20 protein-coding genes are annotated in these 20,389 nt (G+C 41.1%); 9 read left to right on the top strand and 11 right to left on the bottom strand.

What is annotated here, in order from left to right:
* Positions 1 to 60: 60 nt before the first annotated feature.
* The 3 genes from BM176_RS10900 to BM176_RS10910 form a co-directional block, all read right to left on the bottom strand.
* Entirely contained in the window at positions 61 to 675 is a 615-nt protein-coding gene (locus BM176_RS10900) for an SUKH-4 family immunity protein (protein WP_090102732.1), read from the bottom strand.
* A gap of 185 nt (positions 676 to 860) precedes the next feature.
* A complete protein-coding gene (locus BM176_RS10905) occupies positions 861 to 1,667 on the bottom strand; it encodes a helix-turn-helix domain-containing protein (RefSeq protein WP_090102734.1) in 807 nt (268 codons plus the stop codon).
* A 23-nt stretch (positions 1,668 to 1,690) separates the two neighbouring features.
* Complete coding sequence (locus BM176_RS10910) at positions 1,691 to 2,569, bottom strand: oxidoreductase (RefSeq protein WP_090102744.1); 879 nt, start codon at positions 2,567 to 2,569, stop codon at positions 1,691 to 1,693.
* A gap of 306 nt (positions 2,570 to 2,875) precedes the next feature.
* On the opposite strand from BM176_RS10910, the gene BM176_RS10915 reads away from it, so the two are divergent.
* The 6 genes from BM176_RS10915 to BM176_RS10940 all read left to right on the top strand — a co-directional run bounded on the left by BM176_RS10915 (position 2,876) and on the right by BM176_RS10940 (position 7,312).
* Entirely contained in the window at positions 2,876 to 3,709 is an 834-nt protein-coding gene (locus BM176_RS10915; RefSeq protein WP_090102746.1) for a substrate-binding domain-containing protein, read from the top strand.
* Between the two features lie 13 nt (positions 3,710 to 3,722).
* On the top strand, positions 3,723 to 4,613 hold the full coding sequence (gene pstC / locus BM176_RS10920; protein ID WP_090102748.1) for a phosphate ABC transporter permease subunit PstC: 891 nt from the start codon (positions 3,723 to 3,725) through the stop codon (positions 4,611 to 4,613).
* Positions 4,610 to 5,455 carry a phosphate ABC transporter permease PstA gene (gene pstA, locus BM176_RS10925; protein ID WP_090102750.1) on the top strand — a complete coding sequence of 282 codons (846 nt, stop codon included), beginning with the start codon at positions 4,610 to 4,612 and terminating at the stop codon, positions 5,453 to 5,455. Before pstC ends, pstA begins: the two co-directional genes overlap by 4 nt.
* A complete protein-coding gene (pstB, locus tag BM176_RS10930) occupies positions 5,448 to 6,209 on the top strand; it encodes a phosphate ABC transporter ATP-binding protein PstB (RefSeq protein ID WP_090102752.1) in 762 nt (253 codons plus the stop codon). Before pstA ends, pstB begins: the two co-directional genes overlap by 8 nt.
* A 156-nt stretch (positions 6,210 to 6,365) precedes the next feature.
* Complete coding sequence (locus tag BM176_RS10935; RefSeq protein WP_090102754.1) at positions 6,366 to 6,755, top strand: hypothetical protein; 390 nt, start codon at positions 6,366 to 6,368, stop codon at positions 6,753 to 6,755.
* Positions 6,752 to 7,312, top strand: coding sequence for a hypothetical protein (locus BM176_RS10940; protein WP_143097781.1), 561 nt, complete (start codon positions 6,752 to 6,754; stop codon positions 7,310 to 7,312). Before BM176_RS10935 ends, BM176_RS10940 begins: the two co-directional genes overlap by 4 nt.
* 59 nt (positions 7,313 to 7,371) lie before the next feature.
* Here the strand turns inward: BM176_RS10940 and BM176_RS10945 are convergent, their stop codons facing one another.
* Positions 7,372 to 8,457, bottom strand: coding sequence for a hypothetical protein (locus BM176_RS10945; protein WP_090102768.1), 1,086 nt, complete (start codon positions 8,455 to 8,457; stop codon positions 7,372 to 7,374).
* A 111-nt stretch (positions 8,458 to 8,568) separates the two neighbouring features.
* Between BM176_RS10945 and BM176_RS10950 the strand changes: the two genes are divergently transcribed.
* On the top strand, positions 8,569 to 9,804 hold the full coding sequence (locus BM176_RS10950) for a hypothetical protein (protein WP_090102771.1): 1,236 nt from the start codon (positions 8,569 to 8,571) through the stop codon (positions 9,802 to 9,804).
* On the opposite strand, the gene BM176_RS10955 is transcribed toward BM176_RS10950, so the two are convergent.
* The 3 genes from BM176_RS10955 to BM176_RS10965 are packed head-to-tail and all read right to left on the bottom strand — an operon-like array spanning position 9,791 to position 12,368.
* Positions 9,791 to 10,777, bottom strand: a complete 987-nt coding sequence (locus BM176_RS10955) for an MlaD family protein (protein WP_090102773.1) — start codon at positions 10,775 to 10,777, stop codon at positions 9,791 to 9,793. The two genes, BM176_RS10950 and BM176_RS10955, sit on opposite strands and share 14 nt — an antisense overlap.
* Positions 10,774 to 11,532, bottom strand: coding sequence for an ABC transporter ATP-binding protein (locus tag BM176_RS10960; protein WP_090102775.1), 759 nt, complete (start codon positions 11,530 to 11,532; stop codon positions 10,774 to 10,776). The genes BM176_RS10955 and BM176_RS10960 overlap by 4 nt, the downstream gene beginning before the upstream one ends.
* A gap of 26 nt (positions 11,533 to 11,558) precedes the next feature.
* A complete protein-coding gene (locus BM176_RS10965) occupies positions 11,559 to 12,368 on the bottom strand; it encodes an MlaE family ABC transporter permease (RefSeq protein ID WP_090102776.1) in 810 nt (269 codons plus the stop codon).
* A 159-nt stretch (positions 12,369 to 12,527) separates the two neighbouring features.
* Between BM176_RS10965 and BM176_RS10970 the strand changes: the two genes are divergently transcribed.
* Together BM176_RS10970 and BM176_RS10975 are read left to right on the top strand one after the other, a co-directional pair.
* On the top strand, positions 12,528 to 12,905 hold the full coding sequence (locus BM176_RS10970) for a hypothetical protein (protein WP_218162180.1): 378 nt from the start codon (positions 12,528 to 12,530) through the stop codon (positions 12,903 to 12,905).
* A gap of 13 nt (positions 12,906 to 12,918) precedes the next feature.
* Complete coding sequence (locus tag BM176_RS10975) at positions 12,919 to 13,290, top strand: hypothetical protein (protein ID WP_218162181.1); 372 nt, start codon at positions 12,919 to 12,921, stop codon at positions 13,288 to 13,290.
* Positions 13,291 to 13,300: 10 nt separating this feature from the next.
* On the opposite strand, the gene BM176_RS10980 is transcribed toward BM176_RS10975, so the two are convergent.
* The 4 genes from BM176_RS10980 to BM176_RS10995 form a co-directional block, all read right to left on the bottom strand.
* Entirely contained in the window at positions 13,301 to 15,010 is a 1,710-nt protein-coding gene (locus tag BM176_RS10980) for a glycoside hydrolase family 9 protein (RefSeq protein WP_218162182.1), read from the bottom strand.
* Between the two features lie 146 nt (positions 15,011 to 15,156).
* Positions 15,157 to 16,980 (bottom strand): glycoside hydrolase family 35 protein, encoded by a 1,824-nt coding sequence (locus BM176_RS10985; RefSeq protein ID WP_090102782.1) that lies wholly within the window; start codon positions 16,978 to 16,980, stop codon positions 15,157 to 15,159.
* Between the two features lie 100 nt (positions 16,981 to 17,080).
* Positions 17,081 to 18,577 (bottom strand): glycoside hydrolase family 30 protein, encoded by a 1,497-nt coding sequence (locus BM176_RS10990; protein WP_255373490.1) that lies wholly within the window; start codon positions 18,575 to 18,577, stop codon positions 17,081 to 17,083.
* 116 nt (positions 18,578 to 18,693) lie between these two features.
* Positions 18,694 to 20,370: a RagB/SusD family nutrient uptake outer membrane protein gene (locus BM176_RS10995; protein ID WP_090103371.1), complete on the bottom strand. Its 1,677-nt coding sequence runs from the start codon at positions 20,368 to 20,370 to the stop codon at positions 18,694 to 18,696.
* Between the last annotated feature and the right edge of the window lie 19 nt (positions 20,371 to 20,389).

Consider the following 20,389-nt stretch of genomic DNA (forward strand, 5'->3'; position numbering starts at 1 on the left):
ACTATTATTAGAAATATGGGGCGAATGTAATACTTTTTTCTTCGGATTTTAACCTGGACACTATTCCTCTGTCTGCTCTTTCAGACTTTCTAAATAATCTTTTCTGAGTGATAATATTATTTCCAATTCTTCTTTCCAGAATCCACGGCCCGTTAATGCCAGTTCATCAATTTCGATCATCTGTTTTTTTAAGATCTCAAATTGAGCATCTGTGAAATAACAATTCCGTATTCCCTCTTCTCCATACTCCCTCATAATATCATCTTCAAAATCTCTGTAAATAATTAAAAAGTTTGCCAGATGATTGATAGAGGTATTGAAGAATACCGATTGAAAGTTATTCTTATGTTCCAATTGTTCTATCTGGTCATTACTACTTGTATTAACAACAATAGGATCGCCATCCCGGCATAACCCGATGTTGATATACTTTTCATATTCTGCCTGCAGGTTTCCAAAATTGAATTGTTCTGTCAGTTTGTTAATTCCGTCTATGATACTTGTTGAATCATCAGCAAAAGATAAAAACGGTGATGCATATACTGGTAGTCCTGATATTGTCAGGAACTCATTTGTAAAAGGGAGTATATTAAAACGAATGAGCCGTTCGGGCGATATCGGGGAAAGAGGTTGATCCGTGTTTCTCCAGTCACATTTAAATTGCTGAGGTGTCATGTTAATATAAGCTAGCATCAAAGATAATCAATATATTGGAGTGGTGCTATAGGTGAAATTTTCAAGGTTCAGGCTGCTTCTGATAGATCCATTTAAATAGTGTGAAGGTTGCACAATAAAAAACTTCCGACTAATGAATCATTTGCCGGAAGTTTTTTAATTATACATAAACGAGCCTTATATTGTCAGATCTTTGAGGGACCAACACCATACATCTTTTTAAAAGCAAAGGAGAAATGAGAAAGGTCCTCAAATCCCAGATCCAGATAAACATCTGACGGTGCTTTGCCTTTTTCTTTAATGAGATAATGCGCCTCCTGTAACCTTCTTTGCTGTAGCCAACGGCTGGGTGTACTATGAAAGATCTTTTCAAAATCGCGTTTAAAAGTAGTGAGACTCCTTCCGGTTAAATAAGCAAACCTTTTCAGTTCCACATTGAAGTGATAGTTCTGCTGCATGAAGCCTTCCAGATCTATTTTATCAGGCTCTGAAAAATCGAACAGCACATCTTTCAAATCCGGTCTTGTATGTAGCAGCAGCAAAATGGCTTCTTTTAATTTCAGCGCCACCAGGTTTTCATTGCCCGCCCGCGTAATCTGGTCGTATGGTTTCAGCGAATCAAGATATCCTTTATAAAGTGGATCTGGCTGTAGACTGATAATACTCTCCGCTCCTGTCCACTTCTCCGCCTTGTAGCCATATTCCATACTGAAATTACGCAGGGTTTGCTGATCAAGATAAATGGAGAGGGATTTGTACTCACCATTTACCTGTGGTTGCTTGGCGAATTTAACCAGGTGATTTTTCCTCAGGAACCTGAAATCACCTTCTCCGAAAATGTATTCTTTATTACCATCATTCATTATCAGAGTGCCTGCTATGTGATAGCTGAATACGTGATCCTTAACAAACTGTTCTCCCTCTCTACTCCTGGAAACATAACAGGAGTAGAGTATCGGCGTAAGGCTTTTGTCATCTTGCGATTTCGTCATAACCATCCAAATTTACAAAACGGCTATGACTTCACATAAGTCTGGCCAAGTTTCGTTTCCAGGAAATTCTCTGCACTGTCATGGTCTGTAGAAAGTGTTACCGGCATCCATTTTTCGAATTCTTCCTGTCTTGCTTTATCAGCCATCTTTAATAATCCTGCTGCTTCGCTACCTAATACAAGGTGTACCGGAGGTGCCGGTTCATTTACCACGTTGATCATGGCTTTCGCAGCTTTTTCAGGATCTCCCATTGGAACGAATTTTCCGCTTTTAAAATAGTCGACCCTGGCACCCACTGTTGCTTCATATCCTTCTATTGCAGGTGCATAACTCATAGATGCTCCTGCCCAATCTGTGCGAAAACCACCCGGTTCTACACATGTTACATAAATACCCAGGGGAGCCACTTCTTTAGCCAATGCTTCACTGAAACCACCTAATCCGAATTTAGCAGCCTGGTACATAGTAAGACCCGCATTCCCTACACGGCCACCAACAGAACTGATTTGCAGGATCCGTCCGGAGCGCTGCTTACGCATATAAGGCAATACAATGCGCGTTATCTCTATTGGCGCGTATAGGTTTGTTTCCAGTTGACTACGAACCTGTTCATCTGTAAAAGCCTCAGCAGCACCAATGATCCCAAAACCAGCATTGTTTACCAATACATCTATCCGTCCGAAATGTTTTACGGTATCGGCTACAGCTGTTGCAATCTGCCAGTTATCCGTTACGTCCAGCTTAACGGGATAAATCTGATCCGGATATTTTTCTATGAGATCTTTCAACTGTTCAGGGTTACGGGCAGTTGCTGCCACTTTATCTCCATTAGCAAGTACAGCTTCTGTAAGATTTCTTCCCAGTCCGCGGGAACTTCCTGTTATAAACCAAATCTTTGTCATTGTTGTTAATTTTCAACAAAGGTAGGAGCTATACATTGCGGCTGCTTTGTTGAAACGTCCTAATTGGTTTGCTAAAAGGGTCATTAAGACAAAAAAAGACATACGGCGATCCGTACATCTTTTTCGCTATTGGAAACTATTATGTGTAGTCAAGGGATTAACTCACATCATCTTTGCTTTAGTAATGTAAAAATACCCCGGCCGTTGTAGCGAAAAAATGACGGGAGTCAATGAGAGAACTGATTGAAATGTTCATATTCAGTTAACATTCAATCCTTATATTGTGAATCTACCACTTTAAGACGCATGAAATATTCCTTCTTTTTTTTCCTGATGATGTTGCCGGCCTGCAGCAATAAACAAAAAGCGATCAAAATGAAAGGTTCTGATACAGAAGTAAACCTTGCGGTAGTATTAGCTGAACATTTTTATAAAGTAAACAACGACCATAGCCTTGCTATTTCCGGTGGTGGTTCAGGGCTGGGTATTGCTTCGCTGCTCAATGGGCAGGCAGATATCGCCAACTCCAGCAGACCTCTTACCGGAGAAGAAAAAACACTTTTTAAAGTAAGAAACATTGACCTGAAGACGATTGTATTTGCAGAAGATGCCACTGCCTTTATTGTACATAACAACTTTCCGGTTGACTCTATAGACGTGCATACCCTGGCAACCATATTAAGTGGTGCCTGTAAAACCTGGCAGCCGGTAACTGGCCTGCCGGTGCCTGTAAACATTTACGGCAGACAAAGCAATTCAGGAACGCATTCATTTGTACGCAATAAACTAGCCATCCAGTTTAGCCGGGAGGCAAAAGAAATGAATGGTAATGCACAGATTATGGAGGGCATTAAGGCCGATGAATCAGGAATCGGTTATGTAGGCGCAGGATATATCATACATGATAGTAAAGGCAAACAAGCAGTAAAAGTATTGCGGATAACTGAGCGTATTGGTAAGCAGGCTGTATCTCCTCTTGATGAAAAAGCCATTAATGAACAACGTTATTTCTTTCAGCGTCCATTATATCAGTTTGTACGCAGCACTTCATGGAATAAAGTAGTGCCATTCATCAACTTTGAAAAAAGCTCTGCAGGACAGGATATTATACGGGCATCAGGATATTACATCATTCAATAAGGGATTGAACTTTATGAAATTAGCCGCTAGAGAAGCTATAGACAGGTTTGTAAAGATACTGTTCCGGACCACAGGCTTACTGGTAATAGGAATACTGGGAGGCATTTTTATCATGCTTTTATGGAATACAGTATCTTTTTTTCTGCACATTAAACCGCTTGATTTCTTTACAGCAAATCAATGGAACCCGGGAGGGCATCATGCCAGTTATGGAATTCTGCCACTGATGGTAAGTACTTCGCTTGTAACACTGGGTGCCATGTTGATCGCTATCCCCCTTGGTATAGGTACTGCCGCGTTCATGTCCGAATATGCGAGTAAACGCCTCCGGAATATTTTAAAACCAATGATAGAAATGCTGGCAGCTGTACCCTCTGTCGCTATTGGTTTTTTAGGCATTGTAATAGTGGGACCTGAAATAGCAAAACTCACTCATCAGGCTAACGGATTAAACGCATTGAATGGCGCAGTACTGCTGGCGATTATGGCATTGCCGACTATTATAACAGTGACAGAAGATGCCTTGCAGGCATTACCATCCACCTACCGGGAAGCGAGTTACAGTGTAGGGGCAAACAGGTGGCAAACATTGCGTAAAGTGATCATCCCGTCTGCCGCACCAGGGATTATAGCAGCCATAATGTTAGGCGTGGGGCGCGCTATCGGAGAAACCATGACTGTACTGATGGCTACAGGTAATGCATCTGCTTTTCCTAAAGGATTCTTTCATTCAGTAAGGACAATCACGGCTACCATTGCCATCGAAATGGGAGAAGTCCCATATCAGACTACACACTATTACGCATTATTTGCCATTGCGGCGGTATTGTTCATCATTACCCTGCTGGTAAATCTTGCCGGTGAATATTTTGTAAACCGTTACAGAAAATATCAGGCAGCATGATGAAGAAATTTTCGCCGGTTATAGAGTGGTTTACCCTGCTTTTCTGCACGGGTACCGTATTATTATTCCTCATAGCCATATTATGGGATTTAATAAGCAGAGGCTGGTCTTCCTTATCCTGGGAATTTATTACAGCCCTGCCTTCTGATGGAATGACCAAAGGAGGAATCCTGCCTGCTATTACAGGCACCGTAATTTTAACACTACTCACCGCCCTACTGGCGGTACCGTTAGGCATCAGCTGTGCCATCTATTTGAACGAATATGCAAAGGATGGCTGGTTGACACGGTTAATCAGGGCTTCTATCCGTAACCTGTCTGGCGTGCCATCTATCATATATGGTTTGTTTGGACTGGCGCTGTTTGTACAAGGGTTCCGCATGGGCACATCTATGCTGGCTGCCGGCTTCACCCTTGGTCTTTTATCCCTTCCTTATATCATTTCTACTACCGAAGAGGCTTTAAGAAGAATCCCTGCCAGTACAAGAGAAGCTGCACTGGGAGTGGGTGCCACACAGTTCGAATCCATCCGTGATGTGGTGCTGCCATCGGCTCTGCCAGGCATCCTTACTGGTATAGTATTAACCCTATCAAGAGCAGCAGGTGAAACGGCTCCTATTCTCTTTACCGGGGTAGCCTTTTATATCAATGGCTCATCCGGTTATCTGAACCAGGAATTCATGGCACTCCCCTATCACCTGTATATGTTATCTACCCAGCACCAGGCTATTGAGCAGGTAAGACCGCTGGCTTACGGCACAGCGCTCGTATTGGTGATGGTGGTATTCCTGCTGAATTTAACTGCATTTTATATCCGTTACAAGTATAGAAATAATGAGTGAAGAAATTATAAAGTTATCGGCACAGGGCATAAATCTCTGGTTTGGAAATAAGCAGGTACTGAAAAATGTTTCGGTTACATTTCCAGAGAGAAAGGTGACAGCGCTTATTGGTCCGTCGGGATGTGGAAAAAGCACATTGCTGCGTTGTTTTAACCGTATGCATGATCTTTCACCTGATGCGCGGATTGAAGGAAAATTTATGCTCGAAAATCAGGATCTGTACGATAAAAAGGTTTCTGTAACGCAGGTACGTAAACGGGTAGGCATGGTATTTCAGAAAGCGAACCCTTTTCCCAAGGGCATCTATGAAAACATTAACTACGGTTTAAAGATCAATGATGTTCCTTCAAAGGAAAGACCTGGAATTATTGAACAGGCACTGAAAGAAAGTTATTTATGGGAAGAGGTGAAAGATGATCTGAAGAAGCCGGCCACCCGTATGTCTGGCGGGCAGCAGCAAAGACTCTGCATAGCCCGGACAGTAGCTTTGCGGCCGGAAGTGATATTGATGGATGAACCCTGTTCTGCACTTGACCCTATCAGTACCCGGAAGGTTGAAGAATTAATTGTGCAGTTGAAAGAACAATATACCATTGTGATTGTAACACACAATATGCAGCAGGCACAAAGAGTGGCAGATAAAACTATTTTTATGTATCTGGGAGAAGTGGTAGAGGAAGGTAATACAAATGACATTTTCAATAATCCTGTGAAAGAACTGACTAAAAATTATGTAAGCGGACATTTTGGATAACATCCAAGTGAAAACATGTTGCTGCTCAATGGCTAAAGGTAATTGAATAATTTCTTGGGTATGAACCGGGATTTTTATTAATTTTAATCAAATTTACTTTATTTTTAAATCCCAACTTTATACATAACATTCATAACCACCCCATAACCCGAGCCAATGGATAAATCATTCCGCATTATCATCATAATATTGCTTGCCCTTGCAATTATCAATATAGTACTGATTTTTACTGAAAAGAGTAACCTTAAAGAAGTACAAAGGAACCTTGAAAAGTCTCAACGAAATATTGACTCTGCCATTATCAATCTGAATTATTCTAAATCCAGACTGGACTCAATACAGTCAAGCATGGAGACGTTCAAATATTATATCAAGAATATTCAGACGAACGTTGCCATCATCAATACAACAAAAGAAATTGAAGAAGCAAAGGGAAGCGCAAAGATGAAGATCAAGCTGGACTCTTTACGAGATAAGGTTTCCGAGCTTAAGGCAGACTTGAAAGAGACAGATAGCCTTCCTGATATCCAAATAAAATCCTTATGAAAAAGTCATTCTTACTCTTTGTGGCAGCTATGTTTTCTGTCACATTGCAATGTATGTCGCAAGACGTAAAAAAGGAATTCAAAGATTGTAGCACTATCAATGTATATACTGCTTTACAGGGTGATACCATCCTTATAAAATGTGATACTTCTTTCCTTTTGAACAAGCCGACTTTCAATCTCTATCAGAAATATTATAAGAAGGTAAAATCGGGCAGTAGTTCTGTGAAAGAGATCCTTGATAATTATGATAATATTATAGTAATGAAGGACAGTATGCTCACTCAGAAGGAGTTTTATTACCAGGAATTAAAACTGCGGTTTGATTCCCTGTCAGATAATTCACTGACGTTTATAAACAAGACGAGTGATAGCTTACATGCAGTATCCACAGCATTGGATAGTGCGACCAATAAACTTGTTGACACTCAGAACTTATTAAAAGATTCGCAAAAGCTGTTGACCCAGGAACGTAAAAAAGCCACCTGGAAAACATTGAAGTTTGGAATAGGTGGTGTAGTGGTAGGCGTTTTAGTAGCATTATTGTTATCTAATTAATCCAATAATCAACATCCAATATCTGCTATCTGATGGCAGATATTGGATGTTGATCGGATTTACTCCTCAATTTCCAGACTGTCCATTTTATCTAATCTGGCTATTATCCCCCAGCCATAAAAGTCATTGGCGACTCCTATCAGCAATTCATTATTACCCACATTTAAGGGTATATTAAACGAAGTATTTTCTAACGAGCAACGGCCCTCTGGTTGTTTCATAATTGGTGAGCCAAACATGTTTTTATCTACGTATAAATATTTACCGTTGATAAGTACTGATACGTCGTCACTGAATCCCAGGTTTAATTTTCTGATTTGTGCTATAGATGAATGGATGTTTGTTTTCAGCCATACAAACCTCCGTTCTTTGGTGCCTCCAAATAACCTTGTAAGGTTAATCAATCCCCTGCGTTCTGCAATGATTGTATCCCATGGTGTTTCTTTTACGGGTAAAGGTCCGGTTTCTTCACCGGGAGCATTGATCACCTTCCCGATTTGCCATTTTCTCAGGTAGCGTGGGTCATTATCAGTCAGATCGATCCCCTCAACAGGAGAAAGTCTTTCGGTCTCCCCGGGCTTAACAACGAGATTCGAAATGATCACCTGTCCCTCGAATGCAATGGTACCGTGCTGACTATCAGCTTCCAGGTTGGGAATTTCAAGCGCTGTTTCGTTGTTAACATAAGCCAGCATTTGCTTACCAGATATTACCAGCTTCACATGATTCCATTTTTTTCTTTCGAAAGCAGCATTGGACTGATATTCAGGCAGCATATCCCACAGGTTCACACCTTTTAAAATGGGAGCGTACTGAATGGCCTGCGAGGCAAATCTGTTGCCCGCATTAGCTGTTCTGAAATAGAAACATTCACTTTCCTTTTCGCTGCTACGCCTGAAATACATCAACGTAAAACCCGAATCTACAGGGTCCATGTCATATTCAATGGTACCATTAGAAAAGTCCAGGTCTTTTAATACAACCTGCCCCCTGCTTAGTATCTTCATTGCAGGAACGTCTTTGTAGGTTGAAAATTCTACCATATTCGGCTTAAAATCCCAGTTCCCGGCTTTCAATGGGATTTTTTGAGCATTGGCCAGAGTGGCAAAAAGAATGGGAAATAATGCGGCTAGTTTGTGGGTCATATTCTGATTTTTAATTCAGCCACGAATATGAATTATCATTAAATTTATAGTGATTCATCTCTGAGCCAAGTTTATACAAGTTGGTTCAAGCTCATAATCATCTATCAACAAATGGATTATAACGCCGAAAATATCTATATACAAAAGTGTCTTGTGCTGATTGAAGCCAGGTTTAACCGGGGGCAAAGTACTGACTGGACAAGTTATGACTTTGAAAAACTGAGTGATGCCATCCAGGAAACGACGGGTGTAACCCTCAGTATAACCACTTTAAAACGGATTTGGGGTAAGCTGCCATACAATAATATTCCGGCAACCACTACCCTGAACACCTTAGCATTGTTTTCAGGGTTCAGGGACTGGCGGGAATTCAAGCAACAGTATACACCTACACCTGTAACTGAATATAAAGCGGCACCAAAGAAGATCAGCTTAAAATGGTTGTACTTGTCATTATTGTGTTTGCCCGTAATAGGATATCTTTTATTGCATGGGAAAGCCGTTAATCCGGCAGCCTACTCATTCAGCAGTAATAAGGTGGTTACAGAAGGCGTTCCCAATTCTGTAATTTTCAAATATGACGCCAGTGCCGCCGGAACAGATTCCGTATTCATCGCACAAACATGGGATACAAGGCGTAAAATTGGCGTATCTAAGGACCGTAAGGAATATTCTGCCATCTATTATTATCCCGGCTATTTCAGGGCAAAACTGATGATTGGGAAACAGATTGTTAAAGAGCATGATCTCCTGATCACTTCCAATGGCTGGGTGGTGCTGATAGATGATAATACTGTGCCCGTTTATCTGAAAAAAGAAGAATTCCAGAAGGGGAAAACGATTGAGGTAGATGAGCCTACTATCCGGTCTTACAACCTTACCTTGCAACCACAGGCCCCTATGCTCCGGTTTATTAATGTGCTGGATCTTGGTGGTATACGAGATGATAATTTCACACTTGAGACTTCTGTGAAAAGTGATTTCCGGCAGGGCTCTGCTGTTTGTCAGCGGGTGGATATTCTTATATTATGCAAGGCCGATGTAATTAGTATTCCTCTCTGTGCCAAAGCCTGCGTTGGTGATTTATCACTGCATGCTGCTGGTAAATCGGTGCAAAGTAAAGATGCTGATCTCTCAAAATTTGGCTGTGATCTCAGTCAGTGGGTGAACCTTAGGGTTGAAACAAAAGACAGGCACATGCGCTTCATCGTGAATGGAGAAGAAGCGTATGCACTGGACTTCCCCAATCTCCCAACGGATATAGTGGGACTTCAATACCGTTTCAATGGCATTGGAGCTGTAAAGGATACCCGCTTTATAAAAGGAGCGCGTGTCATTTCTCTTTAGCTTTCTTTTTGAAGAAACCTCTTAATAAGAAGTTGTGTTGAGCCGCCTCCAGGTCTTCATCCAGTTTCTGGCTGCTGGTTTCCAGATTCTTTATGATGATTTTCAGCGAGTTTGCCGCAGCTGAATCATTCAATAATACACCAACAGCATTACTCTTCTCGTTTAGCCTGTCGCTCATTGTTTTGAGATTGGCGGTGAATCTGGAAATAGAACCAGATGCCATCTGCAGTTCAGATAATGTTCCGCTGATATCACCATACATGGTGGTGTCTGTCACCAGCTTATTGATTGAGCTTCCTGGTCTATTCAGTTTACCTGAGAAGTTTCTAAAATCAGATAGTACGGTTTTGCTGGTAGCAGATGTAACCTTGAAATTATCGGAAATATCCTGCAGATTATTGATGGTTGCAGTCAACTTCCCAGCCATGGCAGGGTCGTTTAATATAGTTGCCAATGCACCGTTTCCACTATCGATCTTTTTGGCAATACTTTTAAAGCTGGTGGTAATCTCCGCCAGGTTTTTATTATTGATCTGCAGGGTAGCCAGCATATCATCTGTGGTGAGTGCTTTTTCCACTTTTAAGAAACTATTTTTTTCTGCCACCGGAGCTGTAGCTGTTCCACCATAAATAATTACAATTTTATTTCCGATTAAACCATCGGAACCGATCTTTGCCATTGCATCTTTATGGATGTGGGCTTCTGCTTTTTTTTCAATGCTCATTGTTACCAATACTTCTCTGTCACCATAAAAACTGATGTCTTTTACAGTTCCTACTTTTACACCGGAAAACCAGACATTGCCACCTTGCAGCAAACCTCCCACATCATCAAAAACAGCATTGATGGTAATAGATTTTACGAAAGTTTTTTTCTGGTTTCCTAAAGTAAATATAGTAATCACTAAAATCACTAAACCCAGGAATACAAAGATTCCCAATATAACAGGACGGTTATTTTTAAACATGCTCATTTGGCGTTAATAAAATTGTAATCATAAAATGTTCTCACATTTTCATTGTCTGTATTAAAGACTTCTTCAAAACTTCCCTGCATCAGGAATTTACCGTCCAGCAACATAGCTACTCTATCGGCCGTTTCCTTTGCGCAAACAAGATCGTGGGTAATGATAATAGCCGTGGTATTGTATTGCTCGCGTACCTGAACAATCAGTTTATTGATTTCAATACTGGTGATCGGATCAAGACCTGAAGTAGGTTCATCATATAGCATAATTTCCGGTTTCAGGATTAAAGTACGTGCAATACCGATACGTTTCTTTTGTCCGCCAGACAATTCCGAAGGCATCTGGTTAATCGTCTGTGATAAGCCTACATCACTCAGCACTTCTTCAATAGCGGCATTCACTTCTTTACGGCTTAAATTCCGCAGGTTTCTTACCAGTGGAAATTCAAGGTTCTGTTTTACACTCATGCTATCATATAAAGCACTGCTCTGGAAAGAAAATCCTATTTTCAATCTTAATTTCTGCAATTCAGCATCGCTGATCTTATCGACCTCCCTTCCCAGCACCTTCACTGTTCCACTGTCTGGTTTCAGCAGGCCGGAGATTATTTTGATCAGAACAGATTTTCCACTGCCGGAACGACCGAGAACTGCAATGTTTTCTCCTTTTTCTATTTCAATGTCAATTCCATTTAGTACTGAAAGAGTCCCAAAAGATTTTTTCAGATTTTTTATGGAGATTATCACATCATTTATATCCATTAATTTTTGTTTTCAATTTTATAATTTTACCTGAATTCATTTATCACCTGAACGATCAACATTTCTTCAATAAAGATCATAAACATAGCAAGCACTACAGCCATATTTGCGGCCCGTCCCACACCCTGGGTACCATTCTGTGCATTATATCCCTGGTAACATCCAGCCACTCCAATAGTGAAACCATAAACAACGGATTTTAAAAGAGATGAAAAAATATCCAGGAATGTAATGGTACTGAAGGCACTTTTAAAAAAAGCAGTTATGCTTGTTTGCTCATTCTGATGTACATTCAGGTAGGAGCCCATCATTCCAACAAAACCTGTATATGTTACTAATACCGGTAACATAAGTGTAGTAGCCAGAATACGGGTTGAAACAAGGAATTTAAATGGATTTGTTGCAGATACCTCCATAGCATCAATTTGTTCGGTTACCTTCATAGAACCTAATTCTGCTCCCATATTAGAACCTACCTTACCAGCAGCTATCAAAGCTGTTACCAATGGAGCCAGCGCCCGGATAATAGCGATTGATATAAGGGAAGGCAGCCACGAACTTGCTCCGAAGGTCGATAAGGATGGACGTGATTGTTTAGTAAAAACAAAACCTGTAATAAAACCCGTTAATGATATAAGCCCCAGAGATCTGTATCCAACCTGGTAACATTGATTGATGATTTCTTTAAACTCAAATGGAGGGGAAAAAGCTACTTTAAAAAAACGTATAATGAACTTATGAACATTATATAAAGTCAGAAAAAACAGATCTGTTTTTTCTGAAATGAAATATTTTATCCCTGGTAAACCTTCTGATTTTTCTGGATCAACTTTCATCTTATTATACGTTAGGGTTAATTAATATAAAACCTTATGTAAGACAATATCGGCCATTTTTTTATCATCATGGGAACGAGCTGGCTTTTATGTACATTTACAACAATCCTACCTTCCTTATACAATTACTTTGCCTGAAACGAATTAATATAAAACAATATGACTCCCAAGAGAACAGGTATCTATATGGACCATTCAAATGCCCATCTGATCGAGTTCCCAATCGCCCCCATGGAAGAGCTGATCACATCAAAATTCACACATGAGGAAAAAGTATTCAGTGTGAGTAAAAGTGAGAACCTGATGCATAATAAGGAACAGCATGAACAATCAGCTTATTACAAAAAAATCGGGGAAGCGATTAAAAACCACAGTGAAGTGTTGCTTTTTGGCCCCACCGAAGCCAAATCCGAACTGCTGAACCTGTTAAAAAACGATCATCATTTCAAAGATATAAAGATAAGTATAGAAGATACTGACAAGCTTACCGAACAACAGCAACAAGACTTTACAATAGCATTCTTTTCAAAAAAATAACGCAGTAACGATAATGATTAAGATGCAAATATGCTGGCTTTTTATATTAGCCATACCTATTGCCTGTGTGGCATGGACTGTTACCCATGAGGAAGTATTCCGTGAACCAAGAGAATATTTCACAAAACGTAGCGAATTGGGGAAATCATTACTGGAAAGGAAGTTCTTCTACATTTTCACTTGTGAATATTGTTTCAGCCATTATATAACTATTTTAGCGTTGGTCCTTACAGGGTATAAGTTGTTACTGGATGACTGGAGAGGATATTTAATTGCAGGGTTTGCACTGGTATGGATAGCCAATGTCTATATGAATCTGTTTGGGATGATCCGGCTGGGAATGAAAAAAGACAGAACAGAGATAAAAAAGATGGAGGAGGAATAGAACATCCTCCTTACTTACGCGATAAAACCTCCATCGCGCTAACCAGATACACCAATGGTGCATTCCAGTTAATCGCTATTTCATTGGATGCATAAGCTCCATCCTGATCGGTATAAGATGTTTCAGGTTCCTTATGCTCGTAATTAACCTTATCCTGGCGGCCTTCATTTGGCCCTCCTACCAGTAATCCCGGAACCGGTTCATTGATACCATCAGCTATAGAAGGACGATGATGCGGGTGCATAGGTGATTTACAGCCAATACCTGTTACAAAACAATATCCTGTTGCATTACGGCCCAACAGATAATCTATATTCGTTAATGCCCATTCCAGGTATTTTTTATCTGCCGCAACCAGGTATGCATTCATTAACAGGATTCCCTGATTAGCTGCTACACTATTGCTTCCCCATATAAAGTCTTTTTTGGTATTACCCATTACCGTATGAAAAGTATTAGCAGGCATATAATTATCAGCCAGAGTTAAAAGCCGGTTTTTCATGATGCGGATCATAACCTTTGCATATTCGGGCATTTGATTTTCATGACGCAATAAGGTGTAATAACCCAGCATCCCTACAGAACTCCAGGATGGCACTCTAATGTCCTCACGCATTTGCGCTAAAACCTTCTCAAAATACATTTTGCTACCAGTAGTAGTAAAAAGTTCTGCAGCTGCCCATAACCATTCATCTCCAAAATTCTTATCTCCATATCCGCCAGTCGTAATTTGAGGTAACTTTTCCTTATTCATCTCATCCTGATTGTAAGGCATATCAGGATTCTTCAAGGCCCAGCTCCAGGCTCTTTCCGCGGCAGACTGGCAACTATCAGCCAGACCAGGAAACTGGTTCCCGTATTTTCTGAAAATCCGGGCTCCCTGCGCCATTACAGCCACCAGGTTCAGGGCAGCAGCTGTACCTTTCTGTACAACATAACGTGGAGCAATAGCCTTATCCGGCATAATCATACCATCAAAGTTAGCATTGGTACATTTGTTATATACACCGCCATCCTGCGGGTCCTGCATGCTCAACATCCAGCGCATATTGTACAAGGCTTCATCCAGTATATCGGGTACTCTGTTTCTGCTTTCAGGAATGTTTGTATTCAGGGAATCGAAGTAACGTGGAAAATCTTCATAAGCAGACAGCAAAGTAGCAGTGCTGATGCCACTATTTACCACATATTTGTTATAATCACCGGCATCATACCATCCACCAGGAGTGGCAATTGCTGATCCTGTTGCCCGCTTTTTAAAAGCTGCGGAAGAGTGAATTAATACAGTCGTATCAGGATGTCCTTCTTTACGGCTCCATTTACCTGCAAATGCCGGTAACAAGGGCATGGATGCCCGTTGATAATAAAATGCTTTAAGTGAGGCAATAGCCACTTCCCTAAACACATGATGCTGAATCTTGAAATTACATGAACGGCCCACTCCCTTTATGTCCAGGTAAAAAGACCCGGTATCATGCAACTGGCTAAAGTTAGCTTCACATGTTTTCAGAGAGGAATAAGCAGATAGAACGGGATGCTCCAATACCCCATTAAAAACAACGTTGCCAGTACTGCCGGCAATGATCCGGAATGGCTTACCGGCTGCATCTGCGATCATTACAACGGCTACTTTAGGTTCATTCGGATAAAACCCAACCTGGTTGATCTTTATATCGTCTGAAATTCCCTGAGCATTTGCGGCTGCAGTATTCAGGCTCATAAGAAAAATCAATCCGGTTTTATAAATATTGCGCATAAGCTATCCTTCTTCATTGAAGTTAAATATATTTAACTTTTTTGACTTAGATAGATGAAATAAAAAAGCCCCGGCTTAGTTAGCCAGGGCTTTTCAAATAGCTTCCCTCTTTATTTCAATACATCCAGTATCGGGTGTTTAATACCCCGTAATTCCTTCATCTCCGGCTTAAGCAATTCCATCACAGCAATACTATTCCTTCCTTTTTTCAGCCATTCTGCCGGAACGTAGATTGTCTGTTGAGGACCCACTTCCCAGTATCTGCCTAAGTGATGCCCGTTAATCCATACAGCACCTTTCCCCCAATTACTCAGATCAAGATAAGTATCTCCCACTTCAGTCAATACAAAGCTGCCCTGTTTCAGCGCAGGAGCATTATTAACAGGAGTAGTCTTTACAGTATTAGCTGGTAATTGATCAAACGGAAATTTAAACAACTGCCAGTTTTTTAATTCTTTATGATCAAAGATTACTTTTTCAGTAATGCCTTTTTTATTTGATAATAAATAAGGACCAAAGTTGATCCTGCCAAGGTTTTCTACCAGCAGATCCAGCTTCACCTTTCCTGCGGGCAATTGTAACAGCAGGCTATCCTGTGCCTTTCTCCTGTCCAGCACTCCTACCCTTTTACCGTTGACCATAACGATACAGTAATCGCGTAGTTCTTTCAGTTGCAGCCATCCTGATTTATTGCCATCAAGCGTGGTGCTGTACAATACCCATCCATATGCCTGACCCAAATCTTCGAAGGTCAATGGTTTGTCACTGCTAACGGGTATTGGACGTAAACTGAATATGCTGGTTGACTGTGTAAGTTTGATTGCCGGAATTTCAATGACAGGCCTTGCGGCAGGTACTTCCGGCAGGGATTGTCCTGCGGGTAAATGCTTCGCGATCACTTTGCGGAATTGCATGAATTTCTCCGTAGCATTACCTGCTTCATCGAGTGGAGCATCATAATCATAACTGCTGATCTGTGGCTCGTAGGGAGTGTGGTCATTACCGTTTGCCCCGTTCATGAATCCCCGGGTAGTACCCCCATGAAACATATACATGTTGATAGAAATCCCGGCAGACAGTACACTATCTAATGGCCCTAAATATTTCTGATAAGATACAGTATGGTGTTTTGTACCCCACCAGTCGAACCATGCAGGATACCATTCTGCTATGTAATAAGGTCCTTTCCCATCATGATTCTCGTTGATCAGTTTTTTTACTTTCGCCGGATCATCTATGCCATTTATAGCTGGTAATAACCCTGGCAGATGTCCATCTTTGATAGCTGCTTCCGGATCACAGGTGTAGAGCAATCCGTCAAAACCTGCGTCTACGAACATTTTACGATTCACTTCCAGATAATCTTTATCATTGGAATAAGAACCATACTCGTTTTCTATCTGTACCATCAGGATGTTACCACCGTGATTCACCTGTAATGGCGCAAGTTGTTTACCTACAGCCTTTATATAATTGCGGTACGCCTCAAGATATTGGGGTTCTTTACTACGTACTTCCAATCCTTTTACTTCCTGCAGCCAGTAAGGATAACCGCCGAATTCCCATTCCGCACATACGTATGGACTGGGTCTTAATACTACCCACAATCCTTCTTCCTGTGCTATTTTTACAAATTCAGCAATATCATTGTTACCTGAAAAATCATAGCGCCCTTTTTCAGGTTCATGTAAGTTCCAGAATACATAGGTGCCAATGGTGTTTAATCCCATTGCCTTTGCCATCTTCATTCTTGCCCTCCAGGCTTCACGGGGCACACGTGGATAATGCATTTCTCCTGAAATCATCTGGAAGGGTTTACCATCCAGTAAAAAAGCAGTTTCACCCAACGCAAAGGTGTGTTGACTTATGCTCTGTGCCGATACCTGCAGATAACAGGTTATTATAAATACGATAACTGCGCCTAATCTTTTCATCCTCCGTTTTTTTATTGGTTAATACTTCCTGTCACGATTATAATCGAACAGAATATTGCTTTTAACAATGGTAATATTTCCTGTTAATTATAATAGAACATTACTTAATATTCCCTGTTATGGTTACTACAGAACGGGCAGGAATATTAATATTGTTATCTACAGCAATGGGTTCAAGATTGCCGGTATCAGAGGTGATATAAGAACGTAGTTTTTTAATCTTCCCTTTCTTATAATCCAGTGAAATATTCATCACATCTTTACTGCTGTTAACAGCTACAATGGTAATTGTACGATCTGTATTTTGATATGTTGAGACCAATAAAGTATCATTATCGCTAACCGTTGTTTTAATTCTTTTGGCACCCGGTCTTACAAAACGGCTGTAGTTGCCTAATGCCCACATCATTTTACTATCCCGGTACTGTCCATCCTTTGTATTTTTATCGATGTATATTAATCCATCTTTATAATCATAGGGAGAAACAGCCAGCCAGTATTGCCATGCAGCAGCATTTGCAACAGCCAGATCATAATATATTACACGTGCCAGGTATAGGGCCGCATCCATTCCGTAATCCCTTTTTTCACCATTAATCTCGCCGGCATTATCACCTAATATACAATATTCAGATTGCCAGAATGTGAGATTTTTAACAGCGGCAATATTTTTTGACAGATCGTTTCTTATTCGGATGGCAGCCGGTGCCGGTGAAGTGGTGAAATAACTATGTCCTGATATAGTATGCCTGATATTTGGCAGGTTATCCAGGTAATCAGGGGAACCGTTATTGAAAAAAGCAGTGATCTGTTCTCCCTTTGCAGGTTTATCTGCTTTGGCATACAGGTAATCGAGCTTACCTGCTTCCCCGATTATTATTTTTGTTGACAGCTTTCTTTCTATAAATGTTTCACTAATGCTTTTTGTTACACCACTGATTTGCTCATTGTTGTAAGGGCATCCTTCCTGTCCTCCATCGCTCCACTCCCACTGAGGTTCATTTACAGGACTGATGTAGTCAAACAGGATACCGGTCTTTTTATGGATACCGGTTATTACATCGGCTGTATAGTTGGCTAACGCATCATATTTCTCCGGACTAATATTACAATTCCCTTTATTGGCAAATCCTTTACCATTGATGGTCAGATTTACAGGAGGACTATTCAGAAATGCAAGGAACTGTTTTACCTTTCTTTGTTTTGCTGCCTGCAGAAACCATAACTGACCGGATTGACTTTGCCAGTTATAGGTACGTCTCCATTCATCCCTGATGGCGCTGCTATCTCCTTGTTCTGCTGTTCCTGCACCAATGTTATAGCGCCACATAGATAACCCGATACCCATTGGCTGACCGGTGGCAGTAGTATCTGTACTGAACAGCCAGTCTGCTATGGCATTCTTCTTTTGCTCCGGCCAGTTGCCTACGAACTGGCAAGACCATGCATCAGAAGCTCCGAAATTATCTATCGTCTGATAGGTGGTATCCGTATCGATATGGACAATCGTTTGTCCCGTAGCAGTGATACTACAAAAGAGTAATAGTGGCACTATTATTTTCCTCATAGTTGTGAGATTGGATATTTTCTTTCTCATAACTCCTCCATTGGAAAGAAAATATCTATTGTTAGTTAATGAAGCTGGCCATTAAGGCCAGCTTCATTAATGGTATTGGAATAGAGGGTAGTGGCTCTTTTATTTATTAAAAGGTATTAATACCCGACCGTTTGTAGCAACTGATTATTAGATGCCTGGATCTCCGTTCTTGGAATAGGCAGCCAGTAATTTTTCTCGTTGAATAAACGGCCTGTCAGGGCAACTTTCTGTGTGTATACAGGTGCACCATTCACTAATGTCACATCTACCCCGTAGGCAGGTGTGTTTTCAGTTGTAGAAGCAATTCTCCAGCGACGAACATCATAAAAGCGGTGCTCTTCAAAAGCCAGTTCTACCTGCCGTTCTCTCATGATCGCAGTACGCATTTCTGATTGTGACAGTCCTGCAACAAGCGCAGGTTGGTTTACGCTAGCGCGCTGACGTATAAGGTTTATAGCTGCATATACGGTCGCATCCGGCCCTACCGCTTCGTTCTGTGCCTCTGCATAGTTCAGCAGCACTTCTGCATAGCGGAGATAGATCCAGGGCTGTAATCCGGCAACATTCCATGGATTGTCGATCGGATTATTATCGTCCATAAACTTACGCAAATAATAACCCGTTTTAGTGGAATTCCAGTTGGAAGGACCATCAATACCATCTTTTCCGCCGGGTCTATAAGTTTTAATAGTATCGCCCCTATAAAGAGCACCGTTATATAATATAGTAGCATAAAAACGCGCATCCCTGTTGGCATAAGGCTTTGCCGGATCAAATGTAGAAGCGGGATCAGTAATCGTTTTCCCGTTATTCATTTCATAAGCATCCACCAGGTTTTGCAGCGGCGTATTACCTGCCCAGCCACCATAACCGTTAGCACCATTCGAAATTTCCAGACAAACGTGACGGGCACCGATCGCGTACTGACGGCTGAAGATGATCTCACTACTGCTGGCACTTGCATTAATGAACAGTTTACTATAATCTGCTGCCAGGGCATACTGGTTCATATCCATTACTACCTTAGCCGCAGCCGCAGCATCTGCCCATGTACCAACATTATATAATGGACTTGCAGCATATAGTAGTAAGCGGGACTTCAATGCCAGCGCAGCACCTTTAGTAGCCCTACCCTGCTGCCAGTTACCATCATTTACCTGTGGCAGGAAATAAGCAGCAGAATCCAATTCGGCCACTGCGTATTTAATACAATCTGCCAGGGATGATTTGACAAATAAGGAAGGATCTGTCAGATTATTTTCAAGGGCATATACTGTATCTTTCACCAATACTACTCCTCCATAATTACGGATCAGGTCCTGGTAACGGTATGCACGGATAAAATGCAATTCACCTCTTAGTCTGTTCTTCAACTGGTCACTCATCTGCACCTTTCCGATGATACTTAATCCATAATTACATTCACGGATACTGCGATAACTTCTTCCCCAGATGGTACCGGCGATACCTGTGTTTTCAGGTGCCAGCAGACCCTTTTGTATGAGCCAGGTATTATCATCATTGTTGTAGATAGATTCGTCGGTAACAGAACTCCACATAGCATATTCAAAACCTCTTCCGAAGCCGGGGTTAGTACCTTCTCCTTCTTTATCCTGTAGCTTAATACTCATGTAACGGTTGAGCACATAGTCCTGGAATAAAGCAGAATCTGCCGCTACGGCCACATCGGGTACCCTGTCTGTCGGTACGATATCAAGGTAATTCTTTTTACACGAGGTAAAGGTTCCTGCAGCTGCAAGCGCCAGAAAGTATATAATATTTTTAGTTTTCATTGCTGGAATTTTTACGGTA

Origin of the sequence: Chitinophaga sp. CF118 (assembly GCF_900112615.1) — a bacterium.
In the GTDB taxonomy this organism is placed as follows: domain Bacteria; phylum Bacteroidota; class Bacteroidia; order Chitinophagales; family Chitinophagaceae; genus Chitinophaga.